The 15,435-nt window shown below is 30.6% G+C and carries 13 protein-coding genes and 1 riboswitch; of the genes, 10 read left to right on the plus strand and 3 right to left on the minus strand.

Translation table 11 applies throughout. The features are described from left to right. Nucleotides 1–13 precede the first annotated feature (13 nt). The 8 genes from kdpC to NSA50_RS05790 all read left to right on the plus strand — a co-directional run bounded on the left by kdpC (nt 14) and on the right by NSA50_RS05790 (nt 10,893). Complete coding sequence (gene kdpC / locus NSA50_RS05755; RefSeq protein ID WP_257443649.1) at nt 14–604, plus strand: potassium-transporting ATPase subunit KdpC; 591 nt, start codon at nt 14–16, stop codon at nt 602–604. A 24-nt stretch (nt 605–628) separates the two neighbouring features. Next, nucleotides 629–3,334 (plus strand): sensor histidine kinase, encoded by a 2,706-nt coding sequence (locus NSA50_RS05760; protein ID WP_257443650.1) that lies wholly within the window; start codon nt 629–631, stop codon nt 3,332–3,334. Further along, nucleotides 3,309–4,007: a response regulator gene (locus NSA50_RS05765; protein ID WP_195266630.1), complete on the plus strand. Its 699-nt coding sequence runs from the start codon at nt 3,309–3,311 to the stop codon at nt 4,005–4,007. The genes NSA50_RS05760 and NSA50_RS05765 overlap by 26 nt, the downstream gene beginning before the upstream one ends. 45 nt (nt 4,008–4,052) lie before the next feature. Then, entirely contained in the window at nt 4,053–4,391 is a 339-nt protein-coding gene (locus NSA50_RS05770; RefSeq protein WP_195266628.1) for a hypothetical protein, read from the plus strand. Between the two features lie 90 nt (nt 4,392–4,481). Continuing rightward, nucleotides 4,482–4,579: riboswitch (purine riboswitch) on the plus strand. Between the two features lie 156 nt (nt 4,580–4,735). Next, nucleotides 4,736–6,184, plus strand: a complete 1,449-nt coding sequence (gene guaB, locus NSA50_RS05775; RefSeq protein WP_195266626.1) for an IMP dehydrogenase — start codon at nt 4,736–4,738, stop codon at nt 6,182–6,184. A gap of 405 nt (nt 6,185–6,589) precedes the next feature. After that, nucleotides 6,590–8,131 carry a glutamine-hydrolyzing GMP synthase gene (guaA, locus tag NSA50_RS05780; RefSeq protein ID WP_195954253.1) on the plus strand — a complete coding sequence of 514 codons (1,542 nt, stop codon included), beginning with the start codon at nt 6,590–6,592 and terminating at the stop codon, nt 8,129–8,131. A gap of 145 nt (nt 8,132–8,276) precedes the next feature. Continuing rightward, nucleotides 8,277–8,810, plus strand: coding sequence for a pyridoxamine 5'-phosphate oxidase family protein (locus NSA50_RS05785; protein ID WP_195266622.1), 534 nt, complete (start codon nt 8,277–8,279; stop codon nt 8,808–8,810). Between the two features lie 337 nt (nt 8,811–9,147). After that, a complete protein-coding gene (locus NSA50_RS05790) occupies nt 9,148–10,893 on the plus strand; it encodes an ammonium transporter (protein WP_257443861.1) in 1,746 nt (581 codons plus the stop codon). Nucleotides 10,894–11,067: 174 nt separating this feature from the next. Here the strand turns inward: NSA50_RS05790 and NSA50_RS05795 are convergent, their stop codons facing one another. Then, entirely contained in the window at nt 11,068–11,781 is a 714-nt protein-coding gene (locus NSA50_RS05795) for a hypothetical protein (RefSeq protein ID WP_257443663.1), read from the minus strand. A 350-nt stretch (nt 11,782–12,131) separates the two neighbouring features. Here NSA50_RS05795 and gltS point away from each other — a divergent pair, with 350 nt between their 5' ends. Beyond that, the gene (gene gltS, locus NSA50_RS05800) at nt 12,132–13,328 is read left to right on the plus strand and encodes a sodium/glutamate symporter (RefSeq protein WP_257443665.1); all 1,197 of its coding nucleotides are present in this window, start codon (nt 12,132–12,134) and stop codon (nt 13,326–13,328) included. 98 nt (nt 13,329–13,426) lie between these two features. Here the strand turns inward: gltS and NSA50_RS05805 are convergent, their stop codons facing one another. After that, the gene (locus NSA50_RS05805; RefSeq protein ID WP_195429896.1) at nt 13,427–13,849 is read right to left on the minus strand and encodes a GNAT family N-acetyltransferase; all 423 of its coding nucleotides are present in this window, start codon (nt 13,847–13,849) and stop codon (nt 13,427–13,429) included. A gap of 224 nt (nt 13,850–14,073) precedes the next feature. Beyond that, nucleotides 14,074–14,253: a hypothetical protein gene (locus tag NSA50_RS05810; protein ID WP_257443668.1), complete on the minus strand. Its 180-nt coding sequence runs from the start codon at nt 14,251–14,253 to the stop codon at nt 14,074–14,076. Nucleotides 14,254–14,454: 201 nt separating this feature from the next. Between NSA50_RS05810 and NSA50_RS05815 the strand changes: the two genes are divergently transcribed. Continuing rightward, a complete protein-coding gene (locus NSA50_RS05815; RefSeq protein WP_257443670.1) occupies nt 14,455–15,273 on the plus strand; it encodes a peptidoglycan recognition protein family protein in 819 nt (272 codons plus the stop codon). Nucleotides 15,274–15,435: the final 162 nt, after the last annotated feature.

Genomic DNA, 15,435 nt, shown 5'->3' on the forward strand with positions numbered 1-15,435 from the left:
GGAGGTATAAATTATGAAAGTTATAAGTAAAGCATTTAAATTTATACTAGTATTTATGATAATATGTGGATTAATATATCCAGTTTTTATAACAGGTGCTTCACAATTACTATTTAAAGATAAAGTAAATGGTAGTATTATAGAAGTTAATGGAAAAAAATATGGTAGTGTATTACTTGCTCAAGAATTTACTGGAGATGAGTATTTATGGGGACGTGTAATGAACTTGGATACAAGTACATTTACAGATGAAAATGGAGAAGTATTAATGTATGCAGCTCCTTCAAATTTAAGTCCAGCAAGTGAAGAGTATGAAAAGCTAGTAAGCGAGAGAATAGAAAAAATAAAAGCATCAAATCCTGATAAAAAAGATGAACCTATTCCAGTAGATTTAGTTACATCATCAGGAAGTGGGCTTGATCCTCATATTTCAGTTGCAGCAGCAGAATATCAAGTAGAAAGAATTGCAAAGGCACGTAATATAAGTACTGATGAAGTAGAGCAAATAATTGAAAAATATACAAAGGGAAGAACACTTGGAGTATTTGGAGAAGAAACTGTAAATGTGTTACAAGTTAATCTTGCTTTATATGGAAAGTTATAACAATTGAAAACAGGGGTGCTATAAATGAATGAAACTCGTCCTAATCCAGAAGAGTTATTGAAAAAAATTAATGAAGAAGAATTAGAAAATAAAAGAGGAAAGTTAAAAATATTTTTTGGTTATGCAGCTGGTGTAGGTAAAACCTACGCTATGCTGGATGCTGCTCATGCTGCAAAGAAAGCTGGAGTAGATGTAGTAGTTGGATATATAGAACCACATACAAGACCAGAGACTTTAGCTCTTTTAGATGGATTAGAACTTTTACCAAAACTTGAAGTTAAATATAAAGGTATAACTTTAAAAGAGTTTGATTTAGATGGAGCATTACAAAGGAAACCAGAATTAATATTAGTAGATGAGCTTGCACATACAAATGCACATGGACTAAGGCATAAGAAGAGATATAGTGATATAGAAGAGTTGTTAAGTGCAGGTATTGATGTTTATACAACAGTTAATGTTCAGCATATAGAAAGTTTAAATGATATAATTGCATCAATTACTCATGTTGTAGTAAAGGAAAGAGTGCCAGATAGATTTTTCAATGATGCATTTCAAGTTGAGCTTATTGATATAGAGCCTTCAGATCTTATAGATAGATTAAATGCAGGTAAAATATACAGGGAAAAGCAAGCCAAAAGGGCACTGAACAACTTTTTTACAAGAGAAAATCTAGCCGCATTACGTGAAATTGCATTAAGGGAAACTGCTGATAGAGTTAATAAAGAAGTTACCGTCAATAAGAGCTATAGCAAAGGAATATATCATACAAATGAGCATATACTAGTATGTTTAAGCTCATCACCTTCTAATACTAAAGTTATAAGAGCAGCAGCTAGAATGGCAGAAGCCTTTCATGCTGAGTTTACAGCTCTTTTTGTAGAAACAATAGTTTCAAAGGAGCTAGATGAAAAAAATATTAAAAAGCTTAGAGAAAATTTAAAGCTTGCTGAAGATTTAGGGGCAAATGTAGAAACTGTATATGGTGATGATGTGCCGTATCAAGTTGCAGAATTTGCAAAATTAAGTGGTGTATCAAAGATAATTCTAGGAAGAACAAAAAGGAGAAAATTATTCTTTAAGTCTAAGCTAGGATATGTAGATAGAATTGTAGAACTAGCTCCTGAAATAGATCTTTATGTTATACCAGATAGTGAAGATATTGTTGCTAAAAGGAAGTATCAAGTTAAAAATATAAAACTATCAAGCTCTGATGTAGTGAAAACACTAGTAATATTAGCATTAGCTGTAGGAATAAGTGCAATTTTATATAAGCTTGGATTTAGTGAAGCTAATGTAATAACAGTATTTATACTTGGTGTTTTATTAATATCAAATAAAACTGATGGGATTATTTATGGTGGAGTTGCTTCATTAGCAAGTGTACTGTTATTTAATTTTCTTTTTACAGATCCTAGATTTTCTCTTAATTTCTATGATCCAGGATATTTAGTTACATTTATTATAATGCTTACATCTGCATTGGTTACAAGCACACTTACTAATAAAGTTAAATATCAAGCAAATGTATCAGCAGTAATTGCCAATAGAACAAATATATTATTAGAGGCAAGTAGAGATTTAGAAAGAACTAATAATTTAGAAGATATAATCTTAACAGCTCAAAGGCAGTTATATAAGTTTTTGAAAAAGCCAATCATAATATATGAAGTAGAGAATGAGAGTATAAAAAGCATATATAACTATAGGTTTGAAGATGGTAGTGAAATAGATAAGAAATATATAAGTGAAGATGAAAAGGCTGTAGTTAGTTGGGTAATAAGAAATAAAAAAAGAGCAGGGGTTAGTACGGATACATTACCAGGAGCGAAGGCTATGTATATACCTCTTACTGGACAAAATAATATTATGGTTGTAATAGGAATAGTAATGATAGAAAATGAAAATATTGATAGTGGAGAAAAGTCATTACTAGAAGCAATGCTTAGTCAAATTTCATTTGCAATAGAGAAATATATTTTAAATGAATCTAAAAAAAATGCATTAATGCAAGCTGAAAATGAGAGGTTCAGGGCAAATTTATTAAGAGCAGTTTCTCATGATTTAAGAACACCACTTACCAGTATATCTGGAAGTGCTAGTTCCATATTAAATAATGAATTTGATGAAGAAACAAAGAAAAAATTAATTTTAGATATTTATGATGATTCAGTTTGGTTAATAAATTTAGTTGAAAATCTATTATCTGTATCAAGATTAGATAATGGAAATGTGAAATTAAATACTGAGCCACAATTAATTGAAGAAATAATAAATGAAGCGCTTGAACATGTAAATCGTAAAATTTCAGATTATAAAGTTAAAGTTAACTTAAAAGATGACTTATTAATGGTTGATGTTGATGTAAGGTTAATAGTTCAAGTAATGATAAATATAGTAGATAATGCAATTAAATATACTGAACCAGGAAGTGAAATTCAAATTAACGTATTTAGTAAATATAGAAAAGTCGTAGTAGAAGTTATAGATAACGGTAGAGGTATAAGTAAACAAAATCAAGAGTGTATTTTTGATATGTTCTTTACTGTTAATGGAAATAAAGGTGATAGTAGAAGAGGTTTAGGGTTAGGGCTTGCTCTTTGCAAGTCTATAATAAATGCGCACGGTGGAGAAATTTATGTTAGAAATAATAAACCTCATGGAACAGTAATAGGATTTACATTATCACAAGTGGAGGTAAATAATGAAGGTATCAATTTTAGTAGTTGAGGATGATAAGGCAATAAGAAATTTTATGTATGCTACTTTAGATATTCATTCTTATAACTGTTTTACAGCAGAAAATGGGGAGCAAGCAATAATACTAGCAACATCACATAAGCCAGATATTATTGTACTAGATTTAGGATTACCTGATATAGATGGTGTTGATATAATAAAGAAAATAAGAGCTTGGTCTAATTGTCCAATAATAGTTGTAAGTGCTAGAAGTGAAGATAAAGATAAAATAGAAGCTTTAGATTCTGGTGCAGATGATTATTTGACTAAGCCATTTAGTGTAGATGAATTACTAGCAAGAATTAGAGTAGCTATTAGAAAGATGAATTATGATAACTCAAAAAAGGAAGAAAGCACCGAATTTATAAACGGAGATTTAAAGATAGATTATGTATCAGGATGTGTTTTTGTAGGAAAAGAAGAAACACATTTAACTCCAATAGAATATAAGCTTTTATGCTTGTTAGCAAAAAATGTAGGTAAGGTTCTTACTCATACCTATATTTTGAAGGAAATATGGGGAATAGCATATGAAAGTGAAATTCCATCATTAAGAGTTTTTATGGCTACTCTAAGAAAGAAGATAGAGAAAAATTGTGAGAAAAATACTTATATACAAACTCATATAGGGGTTGGATATAGACTTGTAAGGATGCAAGATTAAACTAAATTAATGATCTTCTATTATATTAGGATGTAGGAGGTAAGTATGGAATATAATGAAAAATGCTATAAGAATAAGATAAAAATATTAAAAGCTAATCATGATTTAAAGAAATATATAAAACAAGCTAGAGAGGCTATAATAAATAAGGAATATTCTAAAGCTGAGTTATATTTAAAAGAAGCTTTAGTAATGGATAGCAGAAATGCTGAGATAGAAAATCTATTTGGAGTTATTGAAGAATTAATTGGGAATAAAAGGGTAGCTCAAAATTATTATAGAGTTGCATTAGTATTTGATTCAACCTATACTCCAGCAGAAAATAATTTAAAAAGACTTTCTTTAGATAATAGTGGGATTTATTTAATAGATTTAGGAGAATGATTGACATAAATTGATAAATTTTACTTGAAATATAAATTGCAAACTTATTGACAAGCATAGGGCGTAGATATATAATATCTATAAATTAAAAATAGTCAGACATAAATAACTCGTATATCCTCTGAATATGGCAGAGAGTATCTACCGGAAACCTTAAATTTCCGACTATGAGTGATTTTGATATACTATACCTATATTTGTAATATAGCGTTTTTAGGCATATTAACTTCACTTAGAGGCTTAGTATGTCTTTTTTTGTACATAAAAATAGAGATAAAAAGAAATATTACATTCATAAATTCAAAATAGTGAAAGAAATAAATCATTTTTAAGGGGGAAGACTAATGGCAACAATTATTAAAACAGCTTATACTTTTGATGATGTATTATTAGTACCAAATAAATCAGAGGTTTTACCTAATGAGGTTAGCTTAAAAACTAAATTAACTAAAAAAATAACATTAAATATTCCATTAATGAGTGCAAGTATGGATACTGTAACAGAGTCTAAAATGGCTATTGCAATGGCAAGAGAAGGTGGAATAGGAATAATCCATAAAAATATGACTATAGAAGAGCAAGCAAAAGAAGTTGATAGAGTAAAAAGACAAGAAAATGGAGTAATAACAGATCCTATATATTTATCTGAAAACAACACAATAAGACAAGCTCAAGAACTTATGGCTCAATATAGAATATCAGGAGTTCCAATAACTAGAGGAACTAAATTAATTGGAATAATAACTAATAGAGATATAGTTTTTGAAACAAATTATGATAGATTAATTTCAGAAGTTATGACAAAAAGTCCACTAATAACATCTAAAGAAGGAACTACATTAGAAGAGGCCCTTGAAATATTAAAGAAACATAAAATAGAAAAACTTCCTCTAGTTGACAATGATAACAACTTAAAGGGATTAATAACTATTAAAGATATAGAAAAAGCAAAAGCTTTCCCAAATGCAGCAAAAGATGAAAAAGGTAGATTATTATGTGGAGCATCAGTAGGAGTAACTAAAGATATGATGGATAGAGTAGATGCTTTAGTTAAAGCTAATGTTGATGTTATTACATTAGATACAGCTCATGGACATTCAAAAGGAGTTATGGATGGAGTAAGAAAAATAAAAGCTAAGTATCCAGAACTTCAAATTATAGCTGGTAATATAGCAACTGCTGAAGCTACAAGAGATTTAATAGAAGCAGGAGCAGATTGTGTTAAGGTTGGTATAGGACCAGGATCAATATGTACAACAAGAATAGTAGCAGGTGTTGGAGTTCCTCAATTAACAGCAGTTATGGATTGTGCAGAAGAAGGAAGAAAACATGGAGTTCCAGTAATTGCAGATGGAGGATTAAAATACTCAGGAGATATAGTTAAAGCATTAGCTGGTGGAGCATCTGTTGCAATGATGGGATCAATGTTTGCAGGTTGTGAAGAAGCACCAGGGGAAATGGAAATATATCAAGGAAGAAGCTATAAAGTTTATAGAGGAATGGGATCACTTGGCGCAATGGAAAAAGGATCAAGTGATAGATACTTCCAAAATGGAACAAAGAAATTTGTACCAGAAGGTGTTGAAGGAAGAGTTGCATTTAAAGGCGCTGTAGCAGATACAATTTATCAATTATTAGGTGGAATAAGATCTGGAATGGGATACCTAGGAGCACCTACTTTAGATGATTTATATGAAAATGCAAAATTTGTAGTTCAAACAGCATCAGGAATAAGAGAAAGTCATCCACATGATGTTAATATTACTAAAGAAGCACCAAACTACAGCAAGTAAAAGACGATTGATAATTGACAATGGACAATGGACAATTGAGGAAATAACTCAGATAAGCTGAGTTATAATGAAAGAATGCAAGAATGAAAATTTTATTTAAAATCGCAATTTTAAATGGCAAATGAAAGAATTATAGAGACAACTCAGGCGAGCTGAGTTATAGTGAAAAGTGAAAGCGTGAGGATTTATTTAAAATTAAAATTTTAAATAGCAGTGAAAGAATTAGGGAAATAAATTAGAACAATTTATAATTGATAATGAAGAATTAATAATTGAGGAAACAACTCAGATAAACTGAGTTGTAGGAAAAATTTTTATTTAAGAAATTCAGCTTTGGCTGAATTTCATCCTTAATTATTAATTGTCAATTGTCAACTATACATTAAAGAAATTTTGGAGGTACCCATGAATAAAGAGTTAATTTTAGTTGTTGACTTCGGTGGACAATATAACCAATTGATAGCTAGAAGAGTTAGGGAATGTGGTGTTTATTGTGAAGTTCACCCACATACTTTAAGCGTTGATGAAATAAAGGAAATGAATCCAAAGGGAATAATATTTACAGGTGGACCAAACAGTGTATATGGAGAAGATTCTCCTTTATGTGATAAAGCTTTATTTGAAGCTGGGATTCCTATACTTGGAATTTGTTATGGATCTCAATTAATGGCTCATATGCTTGGAGGAAAGGTTGCTACTGCTCCTGTAAGTGAATATGGAAAGACAAAGGTTGATGTTAATGTTGATTCAAAAATATTTGATGGAGTATCAGCATCTACTATTTGTTGGATGAGTCATACAGATTACATAGAAAAAGCTCCAGAAGGATTTAAAATAATAGCTAATACACCAGTGTGTCCAGTTGCTGCAATGGAGTGCGAAGAAAAGAATTTATATGCAGTTCAATTCCATCCAGAAGTTATGCATACACAAGAAGGAACAAAGATGATATCAAACTTCTTATATAATGTTTGTGAATGCTCTGGTGATTGGAAAATGGATTCATTTGTAGAAAAGACAATTGAAGAAGTACGTGAAAAAGTTGGAAATGGTAAAGTATTATGTGCATTATCAGGTGGGGTTGATTCATCTGTAGCTGCTGTATTACTTTCAAAAGCTGTAGGAAATCAATTAACTTGTGTGTTTGTTGATCATGGTTTACTTCGTAAAAATGAAGGAGATGAAGTTGAAGAAGTATTTGGACCTAACGGACAATATGACTTAAACTTTATACGTGTAAATGCTCAAGAAAGATTTTATGAAAAGTTAAAAGGAGTAGAAGAGCCAGAACAAAAGAGAAAGATAATCGGTGAAGAGTTCATAAGAGTATTTGAAGAGGAAGCTAAAAAAATAGGAGCAGTAGATTTCTTAGTACAAGGAACTATTTATCCAGATGTAATTGAAAGTGGACTTGGAAAATCAGCAGTTATAAAATCACATCATAATGTTGGAGGACTTCCAGACTATGTTGATTTTAAAGAAATAATTGAACCATTAAGATTATTATTTAAGGATGAAGTACGTAAAGCTGGTTTAGAGCTTGGAATACCAGAAAAATTAGTTTACAGACAACCATTCCCAGGACCAGGTCTTGGAATACGTATAATTGGTGAAGTAACGGCAGAAAAAGTTAGAATAGTTCAAGATGCAGATGCAATTTACAGAGAAGAGATAGCAAATGCAGGAGTTGATAAAGAACTAGGTCAATACTTTGCAGCACTTACTAATATGCGTTCAGTTGGTGTAATGGGAGATGAAAGAACTTATGATTATGCAGTAGTTCTTCGTGCAGTAACTACAAGTGACTTCATGACAGCAGAATCAGCAGATCTTCCATGGGAAGTACTTGGAAAAGTAACAACTAGAATTGTAAATGAAGTTAAGGGTGTTAACCGTGTAATGTATGATTGTACAGGAAAACCACCTGCAACTATAGAGTTTGAATAATAATTTTAATCGTAGGCTATATTTATAGGCCTACGATTTATTTTTGTTAAAAATAATACAAATAAAATGCGTATTTTGTTGTAAAAAGTAGAAAAGGCGTATATAATGAGAATGGTTACATAAAAATTACAGGGGTGGTAATAAGATGAAAAAGAAATTGATTGCATTATTATTATGTGGAGGTATGACATTATCCATGATAGCTTGCTCAGAGCAAAAAGAAAATGAAACTGTTACAGCAAGTGTGGATACTATTTCTAAGGCATCTACAGAAGTATATTATGGGGAAAGTTCATGGGATGAAGCAAAGGTAAAAGAAGTTTTAAAAAATAATGTTAGTAAAGCAGCAGCAGTTGTTGTTTCTACAACAAATGAAGATGGAACACCAAATGCAGCAACTATAGTTCCTGGATTAGTGAATGATAATACTTTACTATTTAATATAGCTACAGAAGGAAATACTAAGAAGAATATGTTAGAAAGACAAATAGCTGTTCTATCTTTATTTGCCCATAATCCTGAAGCAGAAGATAAAGCTTTAAGAAATCAAGGGGCAAGAGTGATATTGAAGACTATTACGGATGAAGATAAAATAAATGAATTAGTAAAGGAAGCACAATTAAAAGACGCTTCAACTGCTGTATTTATGGAGATAGTTGAAATCTTACCATTAGGTTAATAAGTTTATTGCATTTGAACTAGTACGATGATTATGATTTTAGTGGCATTTATAATAGCTATAAGTCATTTAAATATGGGTATCTTTGTATAAATATTATCAATGTGTTGTTCAATTGCTGAAGTGGTATCTGGAAAGACATAATAACTTACCAGCATGTTGTATAGAATTACTGAATTTAAAACTAGAAGTAAGATGTTTATTTAGTTTATATGGGAAATATTGACAAGGTATTTTAGTTATGATATTATATTATTAATAACAAAAAGAGAGCAGAGACGTTCTTAGAAAAACGTCTCTGCTCTCTTTTTTATTTAGTTAGGGGGTATTATATATGATGAATGCTACAATGATTATTGATACCATGTGGGTATTAGTTGCAGCTATTTTAGTTTTCTTTATGAACTTGGGATTTGCATCAGTTGAAGCAGGTTTTGCAAGATCAAAGAATACTGTCAACATTCTCTCAAAAAACTTTATTGTGTTTGCAGTTTCTTCTCTTGGATTTATGCTATTAGGTTGGGGGCTAATGTTTGGAGGGGACAATCCGTTCATAGGAACTAAGAATATTTTTATTTTAGGAAATGCCGATCTCTCATTTTATAATGAAACATTGACATCAAATGTTCCTTTCTGGGGTAAATTTTTCTTTCAATTAGTTTTCTGTGGTACTGCAGCAACTATAGTTTCAGGTGCTGTTGCTGAACGTGTAAAATATATCTCATTTATTGTTTTCTCATTTGTGCTAACACTTGTTATATATCCAATAATAGGTCATTGGGTATGGGGAAGTGGCTGGCTTGCAAGTATAGGATTTATGGATTTTGCAGGTGACACGGTTGTACATTCAGTTGGAGGCTGGGCTGCTCTTGCTGGAGCATTAATTCTTGGACCTCGTATTGGGAAATACGGTAAAGATGGAAAGGCAAAAGCTATTCCAGGGCATAATATGTCACTAGCCGTTATAGGTTTATTTGTGCTTTGGCTTGGATGGTTTGGTTTTAATCCTGGATCAACAATGAGTTTTCAAAATCCAGCAGATGTTATGCATATACTAATGACAACTAATACTGCAGCAATTGCAGCTATATTAACATCAACAGCTACTTCGTGGATTGTAATAGGAAAGCCTGACTTAGGAATGACTATAAATGGCTGTCTTGCAGGACTAGTAGGAATTACAGGTAGTTGTGCATATGTTAGCATTGAAGCTTCTTTATTAATTGGAGCTATAGCTGGTATTATAGTTGTATATGCAGTAATGTTCTTCGATAAAATAAAAGTTGACGATCCAGTAGGGGCAACAGCTGTTCATCTTTGCTGTGGTGTTTTTGGGACAATCTGTGTAGGGTTATTTGCAAGAGAAGGAGTTACAAGTCTATCAACTAAAAATGGTCTTTTCTATGGAGGCGGATTCGAACTTATTTGGATTCAACTTATAGGTATAATTGCTGTAGGTGCATTTGTATTTATTTCATCTTTACTAGTTTGGTATTTAATTAAGAAAACCATTGGCATTCGTGTATCTCCAGAGGAAGAAATTGCAGGTCTTGATATTGGAGAACATGGAAATATTGCTTATCCAGACTTCGCTCCAGTTGCAAATGGAACAGCATATACAAATAGTGTAGAAGATATCAAGCTAGATAATAAATCTATTCCTACAAATGCAAACACTGTTTCAGAAGAGGTTGCAATACCTGTTATTCACAAAGAACACCAAGGCGAAAAAATTACAAAGGTTACTATAATTACAAATCAAAACAAATTCTCAGAATTGCAAGCTGCTCTTGAAAAGCTTGGTGTCACTGGGCTTACAGTTACAAATGTTCTTGGACATGGTATGCAAAATGGAAATCCAACCTATTTCATGGGGGTACCTATGGAGACAAGGTTGCTTCCTAAGGTTAAGATTGACGTTATTATATGTAAAATTCCAATTGAAATTCTTGTTAAAACTGTTCAAAAGGTACTTTATACAGGAAATATTGGGGATGGAAAAATATTTATTTATGATGTAGAAGATGTAATAAAGATTCGTACAAATGAACATGGATATGATGCATTGCAGGATGAAGAATAGGAAGCGGATTTAGGAAGCTAATTACTGTATTGGTTTTATAATAAATGTGTGCTCAAATAATTAAACAATTTATATTTAATTATTAAAAGTATAATAAAAGGAGTAACTAAATAATAGTTACTCCTAAATTTTTAAATTAAAGGATTATAAACACTATTTTACAAAATGATTATATTATCTATACTTTTTAGAGTTGTCGTACTCATCTCTACACCAATAAAAATACTTTTCAACAGAATAATCGTTGTCCTTATAGTCATCTTTATCATCATCTTTTTTGTCATCGTTATCTTTCTTGCAGTATCTATCAAGATACTCTTCGTAGTATTTCTTGCAGCGCTTATCGTTGTCTTTGTCATGCTTCTTGCAACGCTTATCATCGTCATCGTCGTCATCATGCTTTTTACAACATCTGTCTTCATCATCATGCTTCTTGCAACGTTTTTTATCATCATCTTTTTTGTCATCTTCACGTTTCTTACAATATCTATCAAGGTACTCTTCGTAGTATTTCTTACAGCGCTTATCGTTGTCTTTGTCATGCTTCTTGCAACACTTATCATCGTCATCGTCGTCATCATGCTTTTTACAACATCTGTCTTCATCATCATGCTTCTTGCAACGTTTTTTATCATCATCTTTTTTGTCATCTTCACGTTTCTTACAATATCTATCAAGGTACTCTTCGTAATATTTCTTGCAGCGCTTATCGTTGTCTTTGTCATGCTTCTTGCAACGCTTATCATCGTCATCATCATAGTCATCATACTCTTTGCAAGGCTTCTTATAAGAGTCCTTACCGTATTTATCTTCATCTTTGTAATCTTCATATTCATAATCATTATTTGAATAATCACGTGTCATATCAGATTCATCTCCATTTATCATTAGTATATTTGAACATTATATCTCTATAATGCACATAGTCTATAATATGTTGAAGATGCTTACATTGTTACGAAATATAATAAAAGTATATTAAAAATATACTATAAAACTTTGTTATTAGCTTCATAAGATTTTAAGATATTAGATTACTTCTAGTTTTTAAAAGATATTATCTGATGAATTTAAACAAGCCATTTATAAAGTGAACGTTAACATTAAAATATGGAAAATAATGATTTGACAAAATGAATATTTTATAGTAATTTTACATTTTAAAAGCACATTTTGATAAAAAATAAAGTAATGGTGCATATTATAAAATATAAACTAAAGAGGAGAGAAGTGAATACATGGATTTTAAATTAGACATATTTCAAACAATTGCATTAGCAACAGTTGTATTTTACTTTGGAGTATATTTAAGAAAGAAAATAAAATTATTGGAAAAGTACTGTATACCATCTGCTGTAGTTGGAGGAATGACTTTTGCATTAATAATATTAATATTAAAAGTGACTCATATTGCAACAATAACATTAGATGTCACACTTCAAAATGTTTTTATGACGGCATTTTTTACTAGTATAGGATATACAGCTAGTATTAAGGTATTAAAAAATGGTGGAATAAAAGTAGCTATTTTTTTAATACTATCAATAATATTGGTAATTTTTCAAGATTTAATTGGAGTAGCGTTAGCAGCAGTATTCAATTTAAATCCATTATTGGGACTTTCAACAGGCTCAATCCCACTAGTAGGGGGGCATGGTACAGCAGGATCCTTTGGTCCACTACTAGAGGAAATTGGAGTTAAGGGAGCTACTACAGTTTCTTTTGCATCAGCAACATTTGGACTAGTAATGGGTAGTATTCTTGGTGGGTTCCTTGCAAAGTCTTTAATAGAAAGAAATAATATAAAAACTCCAAAAGAATATCATGATAGAGATATTCCTTTAAGTGATTTTCATCATGATGAATCTGCAAGTTTAAGTTATAATAGGTTAATGAAGGCAACTTCATGGATTTTTATTGCTATGGGTATAGGATCTATTATAACTAAATATATACAAAGCTTGGGTCTAACTTTTCCATCGTATATAGGAGCAATGATTTCAGCTGCTATTATTAAAAATATAAGTGATTTTAAAGGCTTTGAAATAGAAGATAAGGAAATAGAAACCTTAGGAGGTATAAGTCTTTCTTTCTATCTTTCATTGGCATTGATGGGATTAAAATTATGGGAATTATTTGATTTAGCACTTCCTATGATTGTTATGCTTATCTCACAAACAATTCTTATGGGGATTTTTGCATTTGTAATTGTATTTAAAACTATGGGGAAAAATTATGAAGCAGCAGTCTTTTCATCAGCTATATGCGGGTTTGGTATGGGATCAACAGCAAATGCAATAGCCAATATGGATGCACTTACAAATAAGTATGGATTTAGTCAAACACCTTACTTTGTAGTTCCAATTGTAGGTGGATTATTTATTGATTTTATAAATTCTGCTATAATAACATTATTTATAAATATATTTGGTTAAGAAATAAATTAGTATGTAAAAATAGTAGGCATCTCAGTAATCTAAAGTTATGAGATGCCTATTTTATTTAAATAAAGTAACCAAAATAAAAGAATGGATTATTTTATAAATCCTTTATCTTTCATTTTAGACATATCTGCAAATAGCCCCATACCTGTTTTTAGTTTTCCAAAGCCTACTTTTTCGTAAAATGGTTCCTTTCCTGGTGCAGCATACAATATAAAATTGCAATTAGGAAGTTTTTCTTTAATACCATTTAAAATTAATCTTCCTAATCCTTTACCTTGATATTCAGGGTCTATTGCTACATCATAAATGGCTGCTTGCCTAACACCATCAGAAATAGCTCGTCCAAATCCGATTAATTTGTCATCATTAAAAACAAATATAACAGTATGACTGTTTTCAAAAGATATTTTATGAATTTTGGCGTCTGAATAAGACATTCCTACAGTTTTTAGTATTTCTATCACATCATTCCAATTAACATTTAAGCAATTATATTGAACTCTTATACTCATAAATAAACACCTCATTTTAATTAATTTACAAAATTAGTTTATATTATAGCATAAAATAAATGCACATTTAAGAAACATAAATGTGCAGTATCAGAAATCTATTTAATATAAAATATATTCAATTTCAAGTAAGCTTTATTGATTTAAAAAAGTTAATCTCTTATTTTTATAAAGGGCCTCGCGAAACGCGAGCCCCTTTGAAAAATTTAATATAGTAGTAAGTTTTATAAGTCATCGACATCTTGCTCTTCACCATATCTTACTGTTCCTTCAGAGCTAAAGCTATCATTAGGATCTCTTTCAATAAAATACCCATCATTAGGTTCTTTAGAAGGTTTTGCATGATTTGTGCAAGATTTATCTTGAACATTTGTTAATTCCTTAATGTTTTTCATTTTTCCCATAAAATCACAACCTTTAATAATAGATTATAAAGCATTATTTAGTATCTCCATCCGCTTATATAATATTTACAAAATAATTTGAAGAAATTTTAAAAAAATTTTAAAAATTTTTCAAAAGTGCATATGTAATAGATGTAGGAAGCTAGCTTCAAAATAAAAAATTAAAAGAAAAAATTAAAATTAAAAAGGAGAGGATTTAAAATGGCTTTAGTACAAAGACTTATATCATCAGACAAATACAGTATAAAATGCCCATATTCAATGACACCAAAGGGGATATGCATTCATAACACTGCAAATGATGCAAGTGCAGCAAATGAAATATCTTATATGCAATCAAATACTAATAGTGTATCTTTCCATATTGGAATAGATGACGTGGAAGCTATTCAAGGAATACCATTTAATCGTAATGCTTGGCATGCAGGAGATGGATCAACAGGAGATGGAAACAGAAATTATATATCTGTTGAAATTTGTTATTCAAAATCAGGTGGTACTAGATTTATAAATGCTGAAAAAAGAGCAGCAAAAGAAGTTGCAGCATTATTAAAGCAATATGGATGGGGTATAGCTCAAATTAGAAAACATCAAGATTTTAGTGGGAAATATTGTCCTCATAGAACTTTAGACATGGGATGGCAAAGATTCTTAAATATGATTCAAGATGAACTAGATACTTCAAATCCACCAACAACTGAATTATATAGAGTTAGAAAGACATGGGAAGATGCTGCTTCACAAATAGGAGCATTTAGTAACTTACAAAATGCAAAAGATTGTGCAGATGCAAATCCAGGCTATAGTGTATTCAATGGTAATGGAGTTAAAGTATATCCAGTTTCAACTATAGTAGTGGGATCTATAGTAAGAGTTACAGGTACTAACTATGCAACAGGAGAATCAATTCCAGATTGGGTTAAACAAGGAACTTATACAGTTAGTCAAATAACAGATAATAAAGCATTATTAAAAGAAATATCAAGCTGGGTGTATTTGAAGGATTTAGTATTAGCCTAGGAAAAGTAAAATAGTGAATAGTTGAGATGAAATTCCTTCGGAATTATTAAGATTAAGAAGCTGTATTAATGGATAATTTAGAAGATTACTAATATAAGATTAATGATTAAAATAATGGATGTATAAAAGAATTAATGAAAATTCCTTAGGAGTTAAGATGGT

This window comes from Clostridium mucosae, from assembly GCF_024622765.1.
Lineage (GTDB): Bacteria > Bacillota > Clostridia > Clostridiales > Clostridiaceae > Clostridium.